Annotated in this window: 21 protein-coding genes; 16 read left to right on the top strand and 5 right to left on the bottom strand. The window is 45.4% G+C overall.

Annotated elements, in window-relative coordinates:
• Positions 1 to 279: 279 nt before the first annotated feature.
• The 5 genes from M1D59_RS20435 to M1D59_RS20415 all read left to right on the top strand — a co-directional run bounded on the left by M1D59_RS20435 (position 280) and on the right by M1D59_RS20415 (position 4,873).
• Complete coding sequence (locus M1D59_RS20435; protein WP_023857019.1) at positions 280 to 570, top strand: hypothetical protein; 291 nt, start codon at positions 280 to 282, stop codon at positions 568 to 570.
• A 42-nt stretch (positions 571 to 612) separates the two neighbouring features.
• A complete protein-coding gene (locus tag M1D59_RS20430; protein WP_095291409.1) occupies positions 613 to 1,443 on the top strand; it encodes a PRD domain-containing protein in 831 nt (276 codons plus the stop codon).
• Between the two features lie 245 nt (positions 1,444 to 1,688).
• Positions 1,689 to 3,068: a sucrose-specific PTS transporter subunit IIBC gene (locus M1D59_RS20425; RefSeq protein ID WP_023857021.1), complete on the top strand. Its 1,380-nt coding sequence runs from the start codon at positions 1,689 to 1,691 to the stop codon at positions 3,066 to 3,068.
• Between the two features lie 18 nt (positions 3,069 to 3,086).
• Positions 3,087 to 4,523, top strand: coding sequence for a sucrose-6-phosphate hydrolase (locus M1D59_RS20420; RefSeq protein WP_145929965.1), 1,437 nt, complete (start codon positions 3,087 to 3,089; stop codon positions 4,521 to 4,523).
• An 83-nt stretch (positions 4,524 to 4,606) separates the two neighbouring features.
• Positions 4,607 to 4,873, top strand: coding sequence for a hypothetical protein (locus M1D59_RS20415; RefSeq protein WP_458117645.1), 267 nt, complete (start codon positions 4,607 to 4,609; stop codon positions 4,871 to 4,873).
• Positions 4,874 to 4,906: 33 nt separating this feature from the next.
• Here the strand turns inward: M1D59_RS20415 and M1D59_RS20410 are convergent, their stop codons facing one another.
• A complete protein-coding gene (locus M1D59_RS20410) occupies positions 4,907 to 5,719 on the bottom strand; it encodes a bifunctional hydroxymethylpyrimidine kinase/phosphomethylpyrimidine kinase (RefSeq protein WP_020453339.1) in 813 nt (270 codons plus the stop codon).
• Between the two features lie 237 nt (positions 5,720 to 5,956).
• Here M1D59_RS20410 and M1D59_RS20405 point away from each other — a divergent pair, with 237 nt between their 5' ends.
• Together M1D59_RS20405 and M1D59_RS20400 are read left to right on the top strand one after the other, a co-directional pair.
• Entirely contained in the window at positions 5,957 to 6,775 is an 819-nt protein-coding gene (locus tag M1D59_RS20405) for a glycosyltransferase family 2 protein (RefSeq protein ID WP_224146326.1), read from the top strand.
• A 13-nt stretch (positions 6,776 to 6,788) separates the two neighbouring features.
• The gene (locus M1D59_RS20400; RefSeq protein ID WP_020453337.1) at positions 6,789 to 7,466 is read left to right on the top strand and encodes a uracil-DNA glycosylase; all 678 of its coding nucleotides are present in this window, start codon (positions 6,789 to 6,791) and stop codon (positions 7,464 to 7,466) included.
• 50 nt (positions 7,467 to 7,516) lie between these two features.
• Here M1D59_RS20400 and M1D59_RS20395 read toward each other — a convergent pair whose 3' ends face one another.
• On the bottom strand, positions 7,517 to 8,899 hold the full coding sequence (locus tag M1D59_RS20395) for an aldehyde dehydrogenase (RefSeq protein WP_458117644.1): 1,383 nt from the start codon (positions 8,897 to 8,899) through the stop codon (positions 7,517 to 7,519).
• 271 nt (positions 8,900 to 9,170) lie between these two features.
• Here M1D59_RS20395 and M1D59_RS20390 point away from each other — a divergent pair, with 271 nt between their 5' ends.
• The 8 genes from M1D59_RS20390 (at position 9,171) to M1D59_RS20355 (ending at position 16,500) form a co-directional block, all read left to right on the top strand.
• The gene (locus M1D59_RS20390) at positions 9,171 to 9,479 is read left to right on the top strand and encodes a YwdI family protein (protein ID WP_023857026.1); all 309 of its coding nucleotides are present in this window, start codon (positions 9,171 to 9,173) and stop codon (positions 9,477 to 9,479) included.
• A 38-nt stretch (positions 9,480 to 9,517) separates the two neighbouring features.
• Positions 9,518 to 10,819, top strand: a complete 1,302-nt coding sequence (locus tag M1D59_RS20385; protein ID WP_023857027.1) for a purine/pyrimidine permease — start codon at positions 9,518 to 9,520, stop codon at positions 10,817 to 10,819.
• Between the two features lie 67 nt (positions 10,820 to 10,886).
• Positions 10,887 to 11,258: a DUF423 domain-containing protein gene (locus M1D59_RS20380; protein ID WP_025810614.1), complete on the top strand. Its 372-nt coding sequence runs from the start codon at positions 10,887 to 10,889 to the stop codon at positions 11,256 to 11,258.
• Between the two features lie 156 nt (positions 11,259 to 11,414).
• Positions 11,415 to 12,053, top strand: coding sequence for a response regulator (locus M1D59_RS20375; protein WP_023857029.1), 639 nt, complete (start codon positions 11,415 to 11,417; stop codon positions 12,051 to 12,053).
• 14 nt (positions 12,054 to 12,067) lie between these two features.
• Positions 12,068 to 13,174, top strand: a complete 1,107-nt coding sequence (locus M1D59_RS20370) for a sensor histidine kinase (protein ID WP_095291414.1) — start codon at positions 12,068 to 12,070, stop codon at positions 13,172 to 13,174.
• A gap of 103 nt (positions 13,175 to 13,277) precedes the next feature.
• Positions 13,278 to 14,213, top strand: a complete 936-nt coding sequence (locus M1D59_RS20365) for an ABC transporter ATP-binding protein (RefSeq protein ID WP_023857031.1) — start codon at positions 13,278 to 13,280, stop codon at positions 14,211 to 14,213.
• A 15-nt stretch (positions 14,214 to 14,228) separates the two neighbouring features.
• A complete protein-coding gene (locus tag M1D59_RS20360) occupies positions 14,229 to 15,353 on the top strand; it encodes an ABC transporter permease (RefSeq protein WP_458117643.1) in 1,125 nt (374 codons plus the stop codon).
• 1 nt (position 15,354) lies between these two features.
• The gene (locus tag M1D59_RS20355) at positions 15,355 to 16,500 is read left to right on the top strand and encodes an ABC transporter permease (RefSeq protein WP_020453328.1); all 1,146 of its coding nucleotides are present in this window, start codon (positions 15,355 to 15,357) and stop codon (positions 16,498 to 16,500) included.
• Positions 16,501 to 16,541: 41 nt separating this feature from the next.
• Here the strand turns inward: M1D59_RS20355 and gerQ are convergent, their stop codons facing one another.
• Positions 16,542 to 17,096 (bottom strand): spore coat protein GerQ, encoded by a 555-nt coding sequence (gene gerQ / locus M1D59_RS20350; RefSeq protein ID WP_146874629.1) that lies wholly within the window; start codon positions 17,094 to 17,096, stop codon positions 16,542 to 16,544.
• A 227-nt stretch (positions 17,097 to 17,323) separates the two neighbouring features.
• On the bottom strand, positions 17,324 to 18,670 hold the full coding sequence (locus M1D59_RS20345; RefSeq protein WP_020453326.1) for a TrkH family potassium uptake protein: 1,347 nt from the start codon (positions 18,668 to 18,670) through the stop codon (positions 17,324 to 17,326).
• 422 nt (positions 18,671 to 19,092) lie between these two features.
• On the opposite strand from M1D59_RS20345, the gene bslA reads away from it, so the two are divergent.
• Complete coding sequence (gene bslA / locus M1D59_RS20340; RefSeq protein WP_023857033.1) at positions 19,093 to 19,632, top strand: biofilm surface layer hydrophobin BslA; 540 nt, start codon at positions 19,093 to 19,095, stop codon at positions 19,630 to 19,632.
• 46 nt (positions 19,633 to 19,678) lie between these two features.
• On the opposite strand, the gene hemQ is transcribed toward bslA, so the two are convergent.
• A complete protein-coding gene (gene hemQ, locus M1D59_RS20335) occupies positions 19,679 to 20,443 on the bottom strand; it encodes a hydrogen peroxide-dependent heme synthase (protein WP_020453323.1) in 765 nt (254 codons plus the stop codon).
• Positions 20,444 to 20,730: the final 287 nt, after the last annotated feature.

The raw sequence follows: 20,730 nt of genomic DNA, 5'->3' as shown, positions 1-20,730 counted from the left end.
TATACGTTCTTATACTAAATGTTGAATAAATATGTGGATATGTGGATATACCCTGTGGGTAATATGTGTTTATCCTTAGGATAAGCTGTGAGTAAGTTACATTCATGGTTTGTTTCCGTTGAATCATGCGTTTCCATCAGTTTTCAACAAAACTTCTAAAAACTAGAATCATTTTGCACACACATTGTGACAAACATTTTCATTTTGCTGGGATAAGATAGAGCAAGAAAGTTTAATAGAGTTGCTAGTTTTACCACAACGAAACTGGAGGGGATCGGTATGAAAGGTTTGATATCATTTTTAAAATTATGGACGGCCGTGCTGCTGAATGCGGTGGTGCCTGTCAGAGAGACTCAAATGAAGGTGATGGCGTTCGCCGGCGGTACATATCAGGCTGCCGATGCTTATCAGGCAGGCGGCTTTTCGGAAAAAAGAGAAGAATCAACAGAGCGGATGTCGGGCTGTAAGAGAGCGATGCCCGGCAGTTTTACGACAGAACCCAACCGGGCTGTTTGCCAAAAAGCGGTGAAGAGGGTAAGAGCCGGACCAACTCTTTACACGGGAACTTAAACAAGGTAAAATCCCACTCATAACGGGAAGTGGGTGACGGCTTTGAAAATCTATAAAGTATTGAACAACAATGCAGCAATCATAAAGGAGGATGGTCAAGAAAAAATTGTCATGGGGCCTGGTATCGCTTTTCAAAAAGGCAAAAACGATACCATTCCAAGAAACAAGGTAGAAAAAATTTTTACCATTCATGAAGAAAATGAAAAGTTTAAACAAATCCTCGAAACACTTCCGGAAGAACATATTGAAGCTGCCGAAGAGATCATCAGCTATGCGGAAGGGCGGCTGTCCGCACCGTTGAGTGATCATATCCACATCGCCCTTGTGGATCATTTGTCATTTGCGATCGAGCGAGTCCGCAAAGGATTCGTCATTCAAAATAAATTATTAAATGAAATCAAAGCGCTTTATAAAAAAGAATATGAGATCGGACTCTGGGCAATCGATTTGGTCAAAGAAAAATTGAAAGTCGAATTGCCTGATGATGAAGCGGGTTATATTGCGCTGCATATTCATACCGCAAAAATGGATGCGGAAAACATGCAGAAGACGCTTAAATACACAAACATCATCAAAGAATTGATAGAAAAAATCGAATGCTGTTTCAATCAGAAGATTGACGAAAACAGCATCTCATATCAGCGTCTTGTCACGCATCTCAGGTATGCCATCAACAGGCTGGAATCAAATGAAGCGTTTCATGTCATGGACGATGACATGCTTTATTTCATCCGGAAAAAGTATCCTGGAAGCTACCAGTGTGCGGCAGGGCTGGCGGATTACGTGAAAACTGAATATGATCTTCATCTTCCGGAATCGGAAGTCGGATATATTACGCTGCATGTCCAGCGTTTAAATGATTCCTATAGGTAATACCGCCTGATAACGCGCGATCAGGCTTTTTTTAGGTCGATTTTCACAGAAAATAAAAAAGTAGTTGACGAAAGCGTTATCACATAATAAAATGAAAGCGTATTAAAAAATAAATACCGGGGATTGTGACTGGTAAAGCAGGCAAGACCTAAAATTTGCTAGATGAATGGGGAGAATCTATCCGCCATTCGTTGGTGAATTTTAGGTCTTTTCTGCTTTTTTTTAAAAAAAAAGGAGGAGTCATCATGAATCACAAAGAAATCGCCGTACGTCTTATACAGCTTCTTGGCGGAGAAGATAATGTCATCAGTGCAGCTCATTGTGCGACAAGGCTTCGTTTGGTGATCAAGGACGAAGCGAAAATCGACCAGGAAAAGGTCGAAGAGCTGGAAGGTGTAAAAGGAGCCTTTTCGAGCTCTGGCCAATACCAGATTATTTTCGGAACAGGACTTGTTAATAAAGTGTATGAACAGTTTGCCAAAGAGCTGAATCTTGACCAAAAGGAAACGGTTCAGCACAGCGATGCCGCAAAGGGAAAAATGAATCCTTTAGCGCGATTCGCGAAAACGCTGTCAAATATTTTCGTGCCCATCATCCCGGCCATTGTTGCAAGCGGTTTATTAATGGGGCTGTTGGGGATGATGAAGGCATTTCAGTGGGTCGATCCTGATGCAGCGCTGTATAAAATGCTTGATATGTTCTCAAGCGCGGCATTTATTATCCTTCCGATCTTGATCGGTGTCAGTGCTGCGAAAGAATTTGGCAGCAATCCTTACCTGGGGGCTGTACTTGGAGGTATTTTAATTCACCCGAGCTTGTTCAATCCTTGGGGATTGGCAACTGCATCACCGGATGTGATGAACTTTTACGGGCTCAAAATCGAGATGCTGGGCTATCAAGGAACCGTTGTTCCAATTTTGCTTGCCGTGTATGTGATGAGTAAAATCGAAAAAGGCGTAAGAAAAATTGTTCCAAACGCGATCGATCTTTTAGTGACACCGTTTGTCACGATTATTTCAACGGGATTTATTGCCTTTATCGCAATCGGTCCTTTAGGAAGAATGCTTGGTACAGGGATCACGAACGTTTTAACTTATGTGTATGATCTTGCCGGACCTGTTGCCGGACTGATTTTCGGAGGAACATACTCGCTGATCGTTTTAACTGGTGTTCACCACAGTTTCCACGCGATTGAGGCCGGCCTTATCGCTGATATCGGCAGGAACTACCTGCTTCCGATCTGGTCTATGTCCAATGTCGCCCAAGGCGGGGCCGGACTTGCCGTATTCTTTTTGGCAAAGCGCGCAAAAACAAAAGAAATCGCTTTACCTGCTGCTTTCTCTTCTTTTCTCGGCATTACCGAACCTGTTATTTTCGGTGTTAACCTCCGTTACCGCAAGCCGTTTATCGCGGCAATGGCCGGTGGAGCGCTCGGTGCTGCATACGTTGTCTTTATGAATGTTGCGGCAAACGCCTACGGTTTGACGGGAATACCGATGATTGCGATTGTTGCCCCGCTTGGAATGGGCAACCTGATCCATTATTTAATCGGAATGGCGATCTCTGTGTCTGTCGCGTTTATCACAGCCTTTATCTTAGGAATTAATGAAGACGAGAAAAAGTGACGGAAGGAGGGGAAAACGATGAATCAAGATCAGGAGCTTCGTCAAAAGGCAATAAACCGGGTTGAAGAATACCGGGATATTGTAAACCTTGATCCCTATCGGCTGCATTATCACATCATGCCTCCTGTCGGACTGCTGAATGATCCGAACGGGTTCATTCAGTGGAAGGGAGTTTACCATCTTTTTTATCAGTGGATGCCTTTTAAAACGGGGCACGGTGCAAAGCTGTGGGGGCACTACTCTTCAACAGATCTCGTGAACTGGCGGCATGAAGAGATCGCCCTCACGCCGAGCGACTGGTTTGATAAAAACGGCTGTTATTCAGGAAGCGCGATCGCTGAAAATAATGTGCTCCACCTGTTTTATACGGGGAATGTCAGAGATGACGAGGGAAATAGGGAGACCTATCAATGTCTCGCCGTCTCGAAAGACGGCATCTCGTTTGAAAAACAGGGGGTTGTTGCAAGGCTTCCGAAAGGATACACGGCTCATTTCCGCGATCCGAAAGTATGGAAAAAGAGTGGCAGCTGGTACATGGTGCTCGGCGCCCAGACTGAAAAACTTGAGGGCAGAGCCGTTCTGTTTCAATCGGATAATTTGAAAGACTGGCAGTTCCTTGGCGACATCACAGGTTCAAATACAGATCAGCTCGGGGAATTCGGCTATATGTGGGAATGCCCTGACATGTTCGAACTAAACGGCAAAGACGTCTTAATTGTCTGTCCGCAAGGCCTTGAAGCAAAAGAGATGCGCTACCAAAACGTCTATCAGTCAGGTTATTTTGTCGGTGAATTGAACGAGCAGAAACCGGGTTTTACACACGGAGACTTTGAAGAGCTTGACCGCGGCTTTGATTTTTATGCGCCGCAGACGACAAAAGACGAATCAGGCCGGAGGATACTGGTTGCCTGGATGGGTGTTCCAGACCAGGATGAACAGAGCCAGCCGACGATTCAGCATCAATGGGTGCACTGTATGACATTGCCGAGGGAATTGCATTTGCAAAACGATAAAATCGTTCAAAAACCGGTCGCGGAGCTTAGAACGCTCCGCCAAAACGAAAAACGCGCAGCAATATCACTTAATCAAGGCACCGAAAAACTGGACATTGTTCAACCGGACAAAACCGAGCTTTTCATCAGCCCGCAACTTATTGAAGACAGCTTTGAGATTTCCTTCAGGGGTGCCGCGCGACTCATTTACAATAAAGCTGACGGCATCATAACTTTGGAAAGAAACAGCTATGTTGATGAAAGAACGGAAGCCAGACATTGTCGTTTGCATGAGCTCCGCGATTTAAACATCTTTTTAGACGCGTCTGCGATTGAAATCTTCGTCAATGGGGGAGAGGAAGTCTTTACGGCAAGATATTTTCCTTACCCGGGAAATAATGATGTTTGGATCGGTGCCAGAAAAGAAATCATAGTGAATGTAACATCCTGGACGGTGGCATAAAGGGTGCGGTTTGCTATTTTCTGTACAACCCCTTTATGATATGCTTTTTTTAGAGAGAGTGCAGTGAAAAAGGGGTTGTTTTTTTGGATCAAAACCAGCAGAAGTTGACAGCTGTGCGTTTGAAAAAAATGGCGGATCATATTGAGGATACGAGAGAGGAATACAATGGTTTGCTCCTTCAGATGAAGAAGCTGATCGGCGGTATTGAAGATAAAACAATTCCGGATGATGAAGAAATACAAAAGAAACTTCAAGACACTTATGAACAAATGAAAGAATATGCTCTTTTTGTGGAATCGATCGAGACTTTCTTAAGATCAACTGCAAGAACGATCAAACGCGAAAGCTAAATAAAAGCCAGCCCCTTTTAATGGGGCTGGCTTTTATTTGCCACTGAGCCGTAAAGCGGAGTGCTTCGTCGGCCCGACGTATTGATTCAAACGGAATGATTCGCGGATGGCTTCCGTAATAAATGTTTTTGCAGAATAAATGGCTTCTTTTACATTTGAACCTTTGGCGAGTTCAGCCGTAATCGCTGCGGAATAGGTGCAGCCCGCCCCGTGCGTGTATGGAGTTTCAATTCTTTCTCCTTCGATGACTTCTGCATCCCGGCCGTCAAATAATACATCTACCGCTTTTTCGTGATTCAGTTTGCCTCCTCCTGTAATGAGGACGTGTTCAGCGCCGAGGCCGTGAATGACTTTTGCCGCTTCCTTCATTTGCTCAACCGTTTTAATTTCTCCAAGTCCGCTGAGCTGGCCGGCTTCAAAAAGGTTTGGCGTAATGACCGTGGCAAGCGGAGCCAAAAGCTCTCTTAAAGCCTTTGCGTGTTCGGGATACAGCACTTCATTTGCTCCTTTACATACCATAACGGGATCAATGACGACATTTTTCATGCTGTGCTTCTTGATTGTGTCTGCCGCCAATTCAATGATATCAACGGTCGGAAGCATGCCCGTTTTCATCGCATCTACCCCGATGCCGTCCACAATCGTCGACAGCTGGGCGCGGATGACTTCTGTATCAACTGGGAATACCTGGTGATTCCAGTTGTTCTCAGGATCCATGGCGACAACAACCGTAAGGGCCGTCATTCCATAGACGTTCTTTTCTTGGAACGTTTTTAAGTCCGCCTGAATGCCGGCGCCTCCGCTTGAGTCAGAGCCGGCGATTGTCAGTGCTTTGTGCATTGTCATGTTCAGTCAATCCTCCACGATAAGAGATTCCATCCAAAGTTGGTTTATTACTTATTATAGACAGCTTTTCGCAAGATCACAATGAAATGGCTGCCGCTTTATAGTGCAGCGGTCCTCTGCCAAATTTCGTGAATGGATTGGCATAAAAAACCAAACCATCTTTTGATCCATGTGAAATTATTCGCATTATGATTTAATATGTTTAGAATGAAATAAGAAGGAGCGTATATCACAAATATGAACATATCTATCGTAGTTGTCACGCACAACCGGGTCACCGCTTTGTGCGAATTGCTTGAATCCATTACAAAACAGTCTGTTGCACCGTTTGAAGTCATTATTGTTAATGATGCCGGGGAGAGCGTCGACTTTGTTGAGCGCCTTTATTCAGACCTTCCGATCAGAGTTATCCATCTGAAAGAAAACGTGAAGCATGTAAAAGCGAGAAATATAGGGGTGAAAGAAGCTTCCGGAGATGTTATTATGCTGTGTGATGATGATGATTTTTTCACTCCGTGCCATATGGAAAGAATGTTGAATGCGCTGGAGACCGCCGATTTTGTTTATTCGGATGCTGAGATTGTGTCTTTCGAAGAAAAAGAGGATAAAAGAATTCCGACAAGCCGTTATCTTTTTGCGTATTCCTTTAACTTGGATGAAATGAGGAAGTTTTCTACATATGTTCCTTCAGGGAGTATGTACAAACGGTCTCTTCATAACGAGATCGGCTATTTTGATCCTGCTGTCCACAATTATTGGGATTGGGACTTTTTCCTGAGAGCAGCTGAGCGCTTTCGCGTGAAAAGGGTTCCTTTTGCAAGCGTCATCTATGCGTTTTCAGATCAGGGTGACAACCAATCCGGAGATCTTGGCGGAATGAGACAGTATTATTTGGATGTCTTGAGTGAAAAGCATCAGCTTGGCAAGCTTCCGACAAAGAACTTTTTCGTACTTCTCGAAGAACCTGCTATGAAAAAAAGGGAAGCGGAAAGCGAAATCGTCTGGGACGGAAAACCGGTCGCATCCAGGCTTTCCGCTGCAAGACAATTGAGTTAAGGAGGCCTGAACATTGAAACAGATTTTGAATGACAGCTGGTGGCAGCAGCTGAAGGACGAGTTTAATAAGCCTTACTATCAAGAACTGAGGGAAATGCTGAAAAGGGAGTATGCAGAGCACACCGTATATCCTGAACCGAACGATATATACAATGCTTTGCATTATACTTCCTATGAAAATGTTAAAGTCGTGATTCTCGGCCAGGATCCGTATCATGGCCCGGGGCAGGCCCATGGCTTAAGCTTTTCCGTACAACCCGGTGTCAATCCGCCGCCTTCTTTGAAAAATATCTTTATAGAATTGCAGAATGACATTGGCGCCGACATCCCTAATCACGGTTCTCTCGTCAGTTGGGCCAAGCAAGGCGTTCTGCTGCTGAACACCGTTTTGACTGTGAGACGGGGCCAGGCAAATTCGCATAAAGGAAAAGGGTGGGAACAGCTGACAGACAGTATCATAGATGTTTTAAACAAAAGAGATAAGCCGGTCGTTTTTATTCTCTGGGGCCGGCATGCCCAAATGAAAAAAGAGCGAATCGATACATCCAAGCATTTCATTATCCAGTCGCCGCATCCGAGCCCATTCTCGGCTAGAAACGGGTTTTTCGGGAGCAGACCGTTTTCAAGAGCCAATCAGTATTTGGAACAAATCGGTGATGAGCCGATTGATTGGTCCCTTCCGAATCTTTAAAATCGCGAGAACCGCTAAAATAAGCGGTTCTTCGTTTGTCTGGCTCCTATCTACCTGAGAAGTTTTTTGATGATTCGCAGCCCGTTTTTTGATGAAGGGTAACGGAATGAAATGTCAAACAGGTTTGTCTGTTTTAAAACGCTTTTCTCGTGGGAAAACGTCTTAAAGCTGTGATACCCATGGTAACTTCCGATTCCGCTTTCGCCTACGCCGCCGAAGGGGAGGTAAGGTGTGGCTGTGTGCATCAGCGTGTCATTGATGCATCCCCCGCCAAATGAAATCCGGCTGAGGATGTGCTTCTGTACCGGTTTTTCATTCGTAAACAAATAGAGCGCGAGCGGTTTAGGGCGGCTTTGAACCATTTGGATAACGTCTTCGATTGTTTCATAGCCGATGACAGGAAGGAGCGGCCCGAAAATCTCTTCCTGCATGATCGGCGATTCCCAGTCGGGTTCATCGATAATGGCCGGAGCAATTTTAAGTGCGTCTTTTTGATACGTTCCGCCTGTTACGATATTCTCGTTGTGTAAAAAGCGGAGTAACCGTTCGAAATGACGTTCGCTTATGATTTTTCCGTACGCCGGATGGCTTTCCGGCGCTTTTCCGTAAAATGTTTGGATCGATTGCTTCAGAGCGTGCAACAGCCCGCTTTTCACATCTTTGTGTACGAGCAGATAATCAGGCGCAATGCACGTCTGTCCTGCGTTTGTCAGCTTTCCGAAAACAATCCTTTGAGCTGCAAGCTTAAGATCAGCATCCTTGTGCACGATGCAGGGGCTTTTTCCGCCAAGCTCAAGTGTGACTGGAATGAGCTGTTTTGCTGCGGCTTCCATGACGACTTTGCCCACGGGAACACTGCCTGTAAAAAAGATATAGTCAAATTTTTGCCGCAAAAGCTCTTGATTCGTCTCCACCCCGCCCTCAATAACGGATACATATTCGGGGGGAAAGATTTCTTTAAGCATCTTGGATATGACGCTGGATACAGCGGGAGCAAGCTCTGACGGTTTGATGACGGCCGTATTCCCCGCAGCAAGTGCGCCGATCAGAGGCGAAACGGCAAGCTGAAACGGATAGTTCCATGGCGCGATGATCAGGACCGTGCCATAAGGCTCCGCAATGACGATGCTTTTTGAACCGATGTGCGAGACGGCCGTTTTGGCCTTTTTCGGCTTGGCCCATTTTTTTAGTCGTCTGCTGATGAAGCGGATTTCTTCCAGTACAATGCCGATTTCCGTCATATAGGCTTCGTGCTCTGATTTATTAAGGTCTTTCTGAAGGGCCTCGAGTATGTCCCGTTCATATTTTTTTACAGCATTCTTAAGAATGTTGAGCTGTTCCAGACGATTTTCAACAGCGAGTGTTGACCCGCTTAAAAAATATCGCTTTTGCTCGGTAACGGTCGTTTCGATGGAGGGTGTACGTTCTGCCATTCCCTGATTCCTTTCGCTTTTAGAAATTCGAGTGAAGTTTTTTTTCATTATGTGTGACAGCCTTTTCAGCTGTCAACTTTTAGCCGTAATAAAATCGGCGTTTTCCACCTGCGTTTGCCTGCAGATATCTTTTTTAAAAGTGCAAAAGGTGATATTTCACAGCAGGAGAGGCAATTTTTCGCAATGGATATTTGCAAAGTGCATTCGGCACGGGAGAAGTTAATTTGGTAAAATGAAATGGAAACTGAAAACGGTTTGGAGGATCGATTTGATGAACATACATATATCAAGTTTGCTGCAGAAGATGGAGGACGAATTGAAAAAAGCAAAGGAATGCAGCCAGGAAAATGAATTGAAAATGCACATCGCGGTTATCCGCTCCCTTTGCGACGTCATTGTTGAACCGCAGCAGCGGCCGTCCGTCCAGTCTTCACCCTATGTTCAAACGGCCAATAAACCATCGAGCGACCAGCTGATGCTAGAAAAAATGATGGGGAGCGCCGGTGCTGAACAATACAAAAAACAAGAGAAACAAAAGCACGAAGATGACGGCAACGGAGATTCTATTTTTGATTTCTAGGCGCCGTCGGCTGTTTTAAAAAAGAGAGGTTGATCAACTTGAAACTGCTTTTTGGGGCTTTACAATGGACGGCATTTATTATTGCGGCCGCAATCGTGGTGCCCATTGCAATCGGGCAGTCATTCGGGCTGAACCAGGCAGAGACCGCTGGGCTGGTTCAAAGCACTTTTTTCGTGCTCGGCACAACGGCTTTTATCCAATGTTTATTGGGACACCGCCTGCCGATTAATGAGAGTCCGGCCGGCCTCTGGTGGGGCGTGTACACGATTTATTCCGGTCTTACAGGGACCGTATTTGCGACTCATATTGAAACGCTTCAGGGGCTGCAGGGAGCGATGCTGCTAAGCGCGGTTTTCTTCTTTATTTTTAGTTTATTTAAAGTTATTGATAAGCTGGCTGTGATGTTTACTCCTGTTGTGACGGGCATTTATTTACTGCTGCTGGTCATCCAGCTTAGCGATCCGATCGTTAAAGGTGTCATGGGGATCGGCTACCGGAAAAACGAGGTCGATATACCCGTGTTTTTGCTGGCGGTTGTGGTCATGCTGGCTACGTTTCTGATGAGCCGGTCAAACATTCCGGTTCTCAAGCAATATTCAATTTTAATTGCGCTTTTCGGCGGCTGGGTCTTATTTGCCGTATTCGGCGTGGCGAAGGCGCCTGAGCATGCGAACCAGCTGTTCCGCCTTCCGGATATTTTTCCGTTCGGAATGCCGCTGTTTGACAGCGGATTAGTCGTTACTTCGCTATTTATTACAGTATTGTTAATCGTCAATATGCTCGCCAGCATACGGGTGGTTGAAGGAGCGGTCAGACAGTTTGAGAAGCTGGAGGAGAGGAGGCGGGCACGTCCTGCCGGATTTATCGCCTCCGTCAGCCATTTGCTGAGCGGATTGCTCGGAGCTGTAGGCACGGTGCCGATATCCGGGGCGGCCGGGTTTATTCAAACGACGAGAATGTCTTCGAAAAAACCGTTTTTGCTCGGGAGTTTGATCGTGATCGTCATCAGCTTTTTCCCGCTGGTCATGAATACTTTTGCCAGCCTGCCGTCTCCGGTCGGCTTTGCGGTGAACTTCGTCGTGTTTTCAACGATGGTCGGCCTGGCATTTGCCGAATTCGATTCTTATGAAAAGGACGAGGCAGGCCGCATCCGTTTTGTTACCGGGATTGCGCTCCTTGCCGGCGTGGGGGTCATGTTTGTACCTGAAAGTGCTTTGGAAGGAATGCATCCTGTTTTTGTTTCCATTTTAAGCAATGGGCTTGTCCTTGGAACAATTGTAGCGATTGCTGCGGAACAGATGCAGCTACGGAAAAAGAAATTTGACAATATCGTGTCATGAGATGTGTAAACGTTGAAATTAAAGGCGTGTGCGCTATGATGATAAAAGAAAGGCGGGCGATTTGATCGTGAAATTATTTTTAATTTTAGGTGCTGTCAATGCGATGCTTGCGGTTGCTTTAGGGGCGTTCGGAGCTCATGGTCTTGAGGGGAAAATTCCCGAGAAATATTTGCAAATCTGGCAGACCGGCGTCCAGTATCATATGTATCATGCGCTCGGTTTAATTGCCGTCGCGCTCATCGCGTCAAAGCTTACAGATGCGGGAAGCGTAACTGCGGCAGGTTGGCTGATGTTTGCCGGAATCGTTTTATTTTCAGGAAGTTTATATGTCCTCAGCCTTACGCAAATCAGCGTCCTCGGTGCGATTACTCCGCTGGGCGGCGTGGCGTTTATTGCCGCATGGATCATGGTTGTTGTATCAGCTGTTAAATACTTGTAGCTTACTAAAAAGCCAATCTCCTGAAAGGATTGGCTTTTTTTTATTTTAACAGGGGCTGATTCATGGTAATTTAATGTTATGAACAGGGCGAAAGACCCGGCTTTTGCATTTTGACAGAAGGGATGTGCATGGCGGAGGACCGGTCTCCGTTCAAAGATGAAAATTAAAGTGATCATTGCGGATGACAATTCATTCATAAGAGAGGGTATGAAAATCATACTGAGCACTTATGATGAATTTGAAGTGCTGGCGACGGTGGAGGATGGCTTGCAAGCGGTCGAATTTTGCCGCGGCCAAGCTGTGGATATTGCACTGCTTGATGTCCGCATGCCCAACATGGATGGAGTGGAAGCTGCGCGGCTCATTTCAGAAACGGGCGCCAAGCCTTTTATTTTAACAACGTTTGATGATGACGAATACATCGTCGCTGCCATACGGAACGGAGCAAAAGGATATTTGCTGAAAAATGCCGATCCTGAGCGAATTAGAGACGCAATTAAAAGCGTGTACAACGGCCATACTGTCATGCAGGATATCATCCTCGACAAGATTAAATCTAATTTGGCGGAGCATAAAGAAGCGGAATCCAAAATAGACGAAAGCCTGTTTACCGAACGCGAGCTCGGAATTATGGCCCTGATTGCCAGAGGGCTGTCCAATAAAGAAATATCGAAAGAACTGTTTATTTCTGAAGGTACGATTGCCAATTATATTTCCTCGATTTTGGGGAAAACAGGGCTTGAACACCGGACGCAAATCGCAATTTATTATTTAACTGGAAAAGTTAACTTTTAATCTGGGGGATCACCATGGAATTGCGGATTTTGACCGGCAAACTGATTTTGCTGGGATTTATCATCTATCAATGCGTTTCTTCGGAAATTGACAATCTGCCGTGGCTTGTGTTCAGCATTCTTGTTTACGCCTGTATCAACCTCGGGATTTCAATTTTATCTGAAGGAAAAATAAAAAAGCTTTTTATTATTATGTCTGTCATCATTTCAATTTTTTCTTATGCCGAGGTGCACCCCCTATTTATTTTATTTCTTCCTTTTAGCCTGTATGAAGGAGCAGCTAATTTCGGGCTGCCGAAGTGGATGGTACTTGCCGCTTCAATCGTTCCGGTTTTGTTTATCAATGAAAGCATCTCAGCGGTCTACGCGTTGACAGCCGCTTTTCAATTTTTGCTGTACTGGGCGGCAAGCCAAGATGCAGCGCGGATTGAAAAGCTTGAACATCATATCGATCAAACGAGAAGAGACCTGGAGAAGGTAACAAACATGCTGCGGGAAAACAAAGAGTTTATCAGACAATCCGAATATACGTATAAGCTTGAGGAGCGGAACCGGCTTTCCCAGGAAATACACGATAAAATCGGCCATTCCATGACAGGAGCGCTGATTCAGCTCGAAGCGGCGAAGCGCGTCCTTGACATAGACAAGGAAAAAGCTTCCGAGCTCCTGCAAAACGCGATTAACATCTCCAAGGACGGGATCGAAAATATCAGATTGACGTTAAAAAGCGTCAAGCCGCCCTCAGAACAGATGGGTATCCATAGATTGAAGCTGTTTATCGATGAATGTTCGGCGCGGTATCATATGAATATTTCATTTTTGCATAAAGGCGATTTGGATGTTATTTCTCAAATTCAGTGGAAGATTATGTTTGAAAATATCACCGAAGCACTGACAAACTCGGTGAAATATGCAGAAGCGACACATGTATCCATCTATATTCATGTGCTGAATACACTCATTAAAGCCGAAGTGAAAGACAATGGAAAAGGGCGGCAGAAAATCAAGAAAGGGATGGGGATCATCGGGATGGAGGAACGGGCCGCTTCTGTTAACGGAAAGGTGATTGTTGACGGTTCGAACGGCTTCTCTGTCACCACCTTGCTGCCCAAGCATGAATGATTTCATGAATTGAATATGAATTTTCTCATGTGAAAAAGATGAAATGCTGCACTGCCGCACCATTCATCTTTTTTTTATAATGAAATCAAAATGAGGTGAGAACATGAATGTATTGGAAATCCATCATCTAACAAAAAAATTTGGCGACTTCGTTGCCGTCGACAATATATCACTCTCGATCGAAGAGGGCGAAATATTTGGATTGCTCGGCGCAAACGGGGCCGGAAAGAGCACGACCATTCACATGATCTCGAGTTTGCTGAGATGCAATGAAGGCGAGATTTTGATTCTCGGAAAAAACATTGCGAAACACCGCAAATTCGCCAAGATGAATATCGGCATTGTCCCGCAGGATCTGGCCATTTACGAGGATTTAACGGCATATGAAAATGTGAAGTTTTTCGCCGGACTCTATGGTCTCCGCGGGGCCCAATTGCGCAATCGGGTGGAAGAAGCATTGCAGTTCGTCGGTTTAAGCGATAAGCATAAAAGCTTCCCGAAAAATTTTTCAGGCGGAATGAAAAGAAGGCTCAATATCGCCTGCGCGATCGCCCACAGGCCAAAGTTGATCATCATGGATGAACCAACGGTGGGGATTGATCCGCATTCGAGAAATTATATTTTGGAATCCGTCAAAAAGTTAAATGCGATGGGCTGCACGATTATTTACACCAGCCATTATATGGAAGAAGTTGAAGAGATCTGTACGCGGATCGCCATCGTGGATCATGGAAAAATTATCGCCGAAGGAACGAAGGAGCAGCTGAAATCGATCATTACCAACACGAAAGATATTCAGGTCGTTCTTAAATCGGCGGAAAATGTCGATATCGGCGAACTGAAAACGATCAGCGGCGTGGAGGCGGCTGCTCTTGAAGACAATACGATCAAAATCAACTCGGATGCAGGTGTCAATAATTTAAACCAGATTATTGAGAAGCTGATGAAAAACGGGGCCGAGATTCGTTCATTGGAAGAAAAAGCGCCTAATTTGGAAACCGTGTTCCTGACCTTGACCGGAAGACAGTTGCGCGATTAGAAAGGGGGCCATGGTTTGAATACACTCATCATTGCGAAAAAAGAAATTGTATCGGCTTTTCGGGACAAGCGGACATTCCTTTTTATGCTGGCATTTCCGATTGTACTGATTATGATTTTAGGCACCGCGCTGACGAACGCTTTCGATCAGCAAACAGCAGCGGTCGGCGAGGTTCATGTTCTGTATAAAGACAAGGCTGACGGAGCGTTTTCGGAAGGTTTTAAAACATTCGCAAAAGAAGCGAAAACATCCGGAGTTCATTTTAAAAAAATATTGTCTGATACGGATGGAAAACAAGAAATCAAACAAGGGAACTACGATGCTTACCTTGAGATCGAAAACAGCGGCATCAAGCTTTACCAAATGGATAAAAACAGTATGAAAAACAGCATTATTCAAGGAATGCTGACCGCGTTTGCAAACCGGTACAATGCCGCACAAGAGATCATCAAAGCCGCTCCTGAGCAAGCGGGTGCCGTGCTCGGGGACATACCTGGCGACCATTATATCAAGGAGACGTCTCTCAGCTCAGACAGAAAGCCCAACTCCATGGATTATTACGCGGTTACCATGACCACTCTGATCGCGCTTTACAGTGCACTAAGCGCCAGTTATTTAATAAGGGGAGAGCGGCTTGGAAAAACAGCCGACCGGCTGATCGCGGCGCCGGTTCAAAAAGGCGAGATTTTTGCCGGCAAGCTGATTGGCAATCTTGTGACAAACGGATTGTGTATTTTTGCCGTCGTCATATTCAGCAAATACGTATTTAAAGCGTACTGGGGAGATCATCTCGCCCTTGTGGCGGCCGTGCTGTTCAGCATCGTATTGTTTGCCGTATGCCTCGGCCTTGGCGTCAGTTATTTGACGAGAACGGGGGAAGCGGCAGTGGCGATCATTAACGTGTTGATTCCGCTGGTTGCATTTTTCGGAGGCGCTTATTTTCCTGTCGAGGGTGCGGAAGGTGTTTTAGCTTTGATCAAAGACCTGTCTCCGCTCACATGGACGAACGAAGCTATTATGAACATTATATTTGCGGACGATCTAGCGGCGGGGCTGCCCGTAATCTTGCTGAACATCGGTTTATCCCTGTTATTTCTGCTGATTGCCGTTGTCTCATTGCAGAGAAGGGAGGGGCTGTAAGATGAAAGAAATGCTATGGCTTGTCAAAAACACACTGAATGTCACCTTCAAAAAGAAGATCAATATCTTTCTGTTCGTATGTCTGCCCTTGCTAGGCATATTCGTATCGCTTTTAACAGAGGGAAGCATGGACAAGACAGATTTGCGCGTCGGAATTATCAATCATGACGGCGGACGAATCGCCGAAGATACTAAGGATTTTTTGAAGGGGATCGAGAATGTCAACATCAGCGCGGTCAGTGAGGCAGAAGGGAAAAGTCAAATTGCGTCAGGGGAGCTTGATTGCGTCATTACGTTTGAACAAGGCTTTTCTCAAAGCGTGCAGAGCGGAGAACCGGCTCATATCGCCATTGCATCTGTCAAAGGCGCTGAAATCACCGGGTTTGTGAAATCGTATGTTTATCATTACATTGATAATATCGCCGCAATCGGCAAATCGGCGCAGGGGAATGAAAAGCGTTTTGAGGAAATGTATAAAAATTACCGGAGTTCTGAAACGGGTGTCAAAACATATACGGTTGAAGACACGGCGAAAAATAGAAACATGACGGAGCGAACGGTCGGTTTTCTTCTGATGGCGATGCTTTTTTCAGCGGGAAGCTTGACCGAACTGTTAGTGAAGGAAAAAGAGAACAGAACGTATTTCAGGCTTTTGACCACACCGATAACGGCAAGACAGTACGTTATGTCCAATGTGGCCGTCAGTATGTCTGTCATCGCATGCCAAATCTTTTTAACATTGATAATGGTGAAATATGTGTTCCGGATGGAGACTGGCATCTCATTTTGGGAGATGGCAGCGGTGCTGTTGATTTTTGCGCTAAGCGCGGTCGGCCTGGCGCTGATCACCGTCGTCTTTGCAAATAGCTCCAAGTCATCCGGGGTATTGCGAAATTTAATATTTATGCCGACGATCATGCTGTCCGGATGTTTTTGGCCGATTGAAATCATGCCGTCTTTCGCACAGCGTATCGCGGACTTTCTTCCGCAGCGGTGGGTGCTGGATACGCTGGCAAAATTGCAGGAGGGACAGCAGCTTCAAGGTCTGTATTTGAATATCATGATCCTGTTTGCTTTCGCTGCTGTCTTTTTCCTCATCGTTATTTACAAATTCAAACGTAATAATGATGTGAGAAACTTTGCTTAATATCTATAAAAAAAGGGTTCGGTTTTAATGAAACCGAACCTTTATCTTGGGGTATATGAGGCCATTGAATACGGATAATCATAAGTGATCGGCTCATCAAACGTAATATAGTCAAGATACACCATCAGCAGCAAATAGCGTGTGCCTGTTTTTCTGTCGCTTAAAATAATGTGGTCGCGGCCGGCTGCTTCAATTTCTCCCCGAAAGACTTTCGCATTCCATTCCGGATTGTTTTCAAATGTCATATATACGGTTGCCACTTTTCCGCGATTGAGCCGCAAAATATTTTCAATGTAGGATTGCTCAAGCGGCAGCATGCCGGGGATACTCGGTGAAGTCTGCTGTGCTGAAGGCATCGGAGGGACCTGGACTCCTGCCGGCTGCGGCTGGAACAGCTGTGGGCCGGGCTGCTGATACGATTGCTGCCCCCCCGTTTGGGTGAAAGGCTGCTGTCCATGCTGCTGGTACATTTGCCCCATCTGCCCCATCTGCCCCATCTGCCCCATCTGCGGATAAGGGTTGGGCCCCATTTGCTGCCGGAAATCCGGCATTTCAAGCTCCTGAAGCGGCTGAATCTGATTTTTTTTAAATTTCATCTCGTTCCTCCTCATTTCATTGTGTCAAAGTCATGCCTACCGTCCATACATGAGGAATGATAAAGTGCTGCTATGAAGACGATCCGGCTGTAAAAGACTCAAGATGATAGATCAATATTTCCCATCCCTTTTACAGTATGAACGGGCGGGATGGAATATGACGACACATCATGTTGGAAAGAGAAAAACAAAAAGACCGCTCGTGAAAAGAGCGGTCTTTCTGCATATTAACCTGTGATCACTTCATCTTCAGGATGGCGGATCGGCGCCTTCTTCGGCTTGGCCAGCGTAAACGCCATAGTGAGAGGCCCGACGCGGCCGATAAACATCATCATCATGATAACCGCTTTGCCTGCGGTCGTTAAATCAGGTGTCAGTCCCATCGACAGGCCGACCGTTCCAAAAGCGGAAAATACTTCAAAGACGATTTCCAAAAATGGAGCATTCTCTGTGATCGTCAATATAAATAATGCGAAAAGCACGAATAAAAAACTGATCACAATGATGGCCAAAGCTCTTAAAATGGTTTTCATTTTAATCGCCCTTTTGAACACAACCGTCTCGCTTTTTCCCCTTAAAAAGGTGATCGTCGCCAAGATCATCACGATAAACGTTGTCAGTTTAATTCCGCTTCCTGTTGACGCGCTTCCGGCTCCGATAAACATCAAAACGATGGTTAACAGGAGGGACGGCGTTGTCATCTGGGCGATATCAAGCGTATTGAATCCGGCAGTTCTCGGTGTCACACCCTGGAAGTAAGCGCCCCACATTTTGTCGGCTAAAGGCAGTCCGCCGAGCGTACCTGGATTCGAGTATTCCAAAATAAAAATCAGCAAGGCGGCTGTCGTATTGATGATCAATGTTCCAACGATCATGAGCTTGGAATGCAGCGATAATGTCCGGAAGTTTCGCTTTGTCCATAAATCCAGCAGAACGGTAAAGCCGATACCCCCTGTAATGAAAAGGCCTGTGATGACAATGTTGACAATCGGGTCGCCCACATATTGAGACAAGTTGTCCGGCCACAGGGAGAACCCCGCATTGTTAAAGGCTGAAATCGTGTTAAACAAACTATGAAACAAGCCTTTTTGCAAACCGTATTCAGGAACCCATCTGATCGAAAGGATCAAAAATGCCACAAATTCTATGACAATGGTGAAAATAAACAAATGCTTGACCAGGCGGACAAGTCCGCCTAAAGAAGTCTGGTTAAATGCTTCTTGAACGAGAATCCGCTGCTGCAGGCCGATTTTTTTGCCGATCATCATGATGACGAGAACGGCAAACGTCATTAAGCCGAGTCCGCCGATTTGAATCAGGCACATAATAACTGTTTGTCCGAAAACCGTAAAATCTGCCCCTGTATCGACAACAACAAGCCCCGTTACCGTAGTTGCAGAGGTGGCCGTGAATAAAGCATCCACCCATGAGATGTAAGTAGTGGATGCGCCGGGCAGCTTCAATAAACAGGCGCCGATGGCAATGATAATCAAGAAACTGAGCGCCAGCGTCTGCGGCGGACTAATATTGATGATCTTACCTTTTACAAGATTTGAAGAAACCAATTTAGGCATTTTTTCGTTCCTTTCTTCATCCATTCAGTCAAAACATGAATGGAGAAAAAGCAAGGTGATTTCAAATTTAAACGCAGATGGTCATGTTTCAATAATGTCAATAATGTACAGCCAGATACACCGTTTGTCAACAAAAATCAGGAGAATGAAGAGAAGGAATGCGGACGGGTCTTTTGTCCTTTACTAAAGAACAGCGAAGAAAATCAAGAGGAGCAACGCCTGGTTAAATTCTATTATTTTGCATTTATTTTAAAAATATGACATGGAAAACATTTACTACCTGTTGAAAAAATGGTAGTTTTTAATAGAAATCACCAAAGTGCCGGCGCTTTGGGAAGAAGGCGTTGCTTGATGTTGCCTTTCTTGTACGCTTTCGTCATGACGAATGATGAAAAAAATGATGACTAGGGGGAATTGCTGTGTTGAAAAGAATGTATCGTTCTAAATTGTCAATCTTGGCGGTTAGTCTCGTGATGATGGTTTCGATTTTTCTGCCTTCGTTCCAGGCTAGCGCTCAAACAACCAAAACTGAATCTGTCTACCGCCCGGCTGCGAACGCTTCCTTGTATGCGACTATAACAGGTGCCAGCAAACAGGAGTGGTCGTTCTCGGATATTGAGCTGACGTATCGTCCGAATTCAATCCTGGCGCTGGGAACGGTTGAATTTACATTGCCGTCGGGATTTTCCGCAACAACGAAAGATACCGTGAACGGAAGAGCGTTGACTACAGGGCAAATTTTGAATAACGGAAAAACGGTAAGGCTGCCGCTTACAATTGATCTGTTGGGTATTGCGGAGTTTAAGCTTGTGCTGGCAAACAAAACGCTGCCTGCCGCAGGAAAGTATACATTCCGGGCGGAGAACAGAGTGCTGGGGCTCGGATCGACTTTCTATGCCGAATCTTCAATCGAGGTGCAAAAAAGGGCGACTCCGCCTACACAGCCGTGTAACTGCAAGTAATAGGAAAAAAAGCTCCAAAGACCGAGGTCTTTGGAGCTTTTTATCATTACACATGCAAAAATGCAGGCAGCTGTTCATTTGCGAGGCGGTTGCCGACAAAGAATGAACCGAATTCACCGTACCGGGCGCTTACTTCATCGAAGCGCATTTCATAGACGAGCTTTTTGAACTGGAGCACATCATCTGAAAAGAGCGTGACACCCCACTCATAATCGTCAAATCCGATTGAGCCGGTAATAATCTGTTTCACTTTGCCCGCATAGCCGCGGCCGATCATCCCGTGGCTGCGCATCAAGCTTCTTCTCTCTTCCATAGACAGCATGTACCAGTTGTCATCGCCCGATCTTCTTTTATCCATCGGATAGAAGCAGACATATTTGGCGTTCGGGAGCTCAGGGTACAGGCGCGCACGCACTTGCGGATTTTCGTAAGGGTCTCCCTCGCCGCTTCCCATATAGTTGCTCAGCTCGACAACGGATACGTATGAATAAGCAGGTATCGTGTATTCAGCGAGTTTGGATTTATTGAACTCAAGTTCAATTTGATTTAATTCCTCCATCGTAGGACGCAAAATCATCAGCATGAAGTCCGCTTTTTGGCCGACGATGCTGTATAGCGTGTGGCTTCCGTTTCCTTCTTTTTGAGCAGCTCCCCATTTTTCGAGAAGACCTGTAAATTCGCTAATAATGATCTGGCGCTCATCGCTTGAAAGCATTTTCCATGCGGACCAGTCCATTGTCCGGAAATCGTGAAGGGCATACCAGCCGTCAAGCGTTTGGGCGGCTTCGTTCGTTTTTTGCTGTTCGCTCATTTTGCAATCACTCCCAATTTGTATGTACTTGCCTTCATCATATCATAGTTTGCCGCGTTTTATCCGTTTAGAAGATTTGAACAAAGGTGACGATCTGTCGTATAACTGGGAAAGGCTGTTATATACTAATAGAAGTGTTTAAACCCTGCCGCACTTAAATTAATTTAAAAAAAGCGTTTAAAAAGTGAAAGCATTATAATAAAATACAGAAGGATTGAATTTATATCACAAAAGAGTATGCTTAATAGAGAAATGAAGTATTTGTGACACTTTCAAGGAGGGTATAT

The organism is Bacillus sp. PK6-026 (genome assembly GCF_054161455.1).
This window is presented reverse-complemented; position numbering and strand designations above follow the sequence as displayed.